1 protein-coding gene is annotated in these 623 nt (G+C 63.2%); it reads right to left on the bottom strand.

The genetic code is table 11. The features are described from left to right. A partial coding sequence (locus tag BDI24065_RS40900) for an IS3 family transposase (protein ID WP_175035936.1) occupies positions 1-623 on the bottom strand: 623 nt, incomplete at both ends.

The following is a 623-nucleotide window of genomic DNA, read 5'->3' on the forward strand; positions in this document are numbered from 1 at the left end:
CGCGAAGTATGCCTCATCTGGCGTCTGATCCGCCAAGCTCGAATGAGGTCGTTTCCGGTTGTACAACTCGATGTATTCGCCAATGGCGCGCCGAGCATGGCTGACCGACTCGTATGCCTTCAGGTAGACCTCTTCGTACTTGATGCTGCGCCACACCCGCTCGACGAACACGTTGTCGCGCCAGCTTCCCTTGCCGTCCATCGACAGCCGGACGTTCTGGCCCAGCACGGCCTCGGTGAACGCGTTCGCGGTGAACTGGCTGCCCTGGTCCGTGTTCACGATTTCGGGCTGCCCGTAGCGCGCGAACGCTTCCTCGAGCGCCTCGACAGCGTGCATTGCTTCGAGCGTGATGGCCACTCGGTGTGCGAGGATCTTGCGTGTCGCCCAGTCCACCACCGCCGTCAGATACACGAAACCGCGCGCCATCGGAATGTAGGTCGTGTCGAGTGCCCACGCCTGGTTGGCCCGCTCGATCTTCATGCCGCGCAGCAAGTACGGCCAGATCTTGTGTTGCGCGTTGCGTCGGCTCGTGTTCGGCTTGCAGTACAGCGCCTCGATGCCCATGCGCTTCATCAGCGTGCGCACGCGCCGGCGGCCGATCTCGTGTCCCTCGCGACGCAGCA

The sequence above is a fragment of the Burkholderia lata genome (genome assembly GCF_902499025.1).
GTDB lineage: Bacteria > Pseudomonadota > Gammaproteobacteria > Burkholderiales > Burkholderiaceae > Burkholderia > Burkholderia lata_C.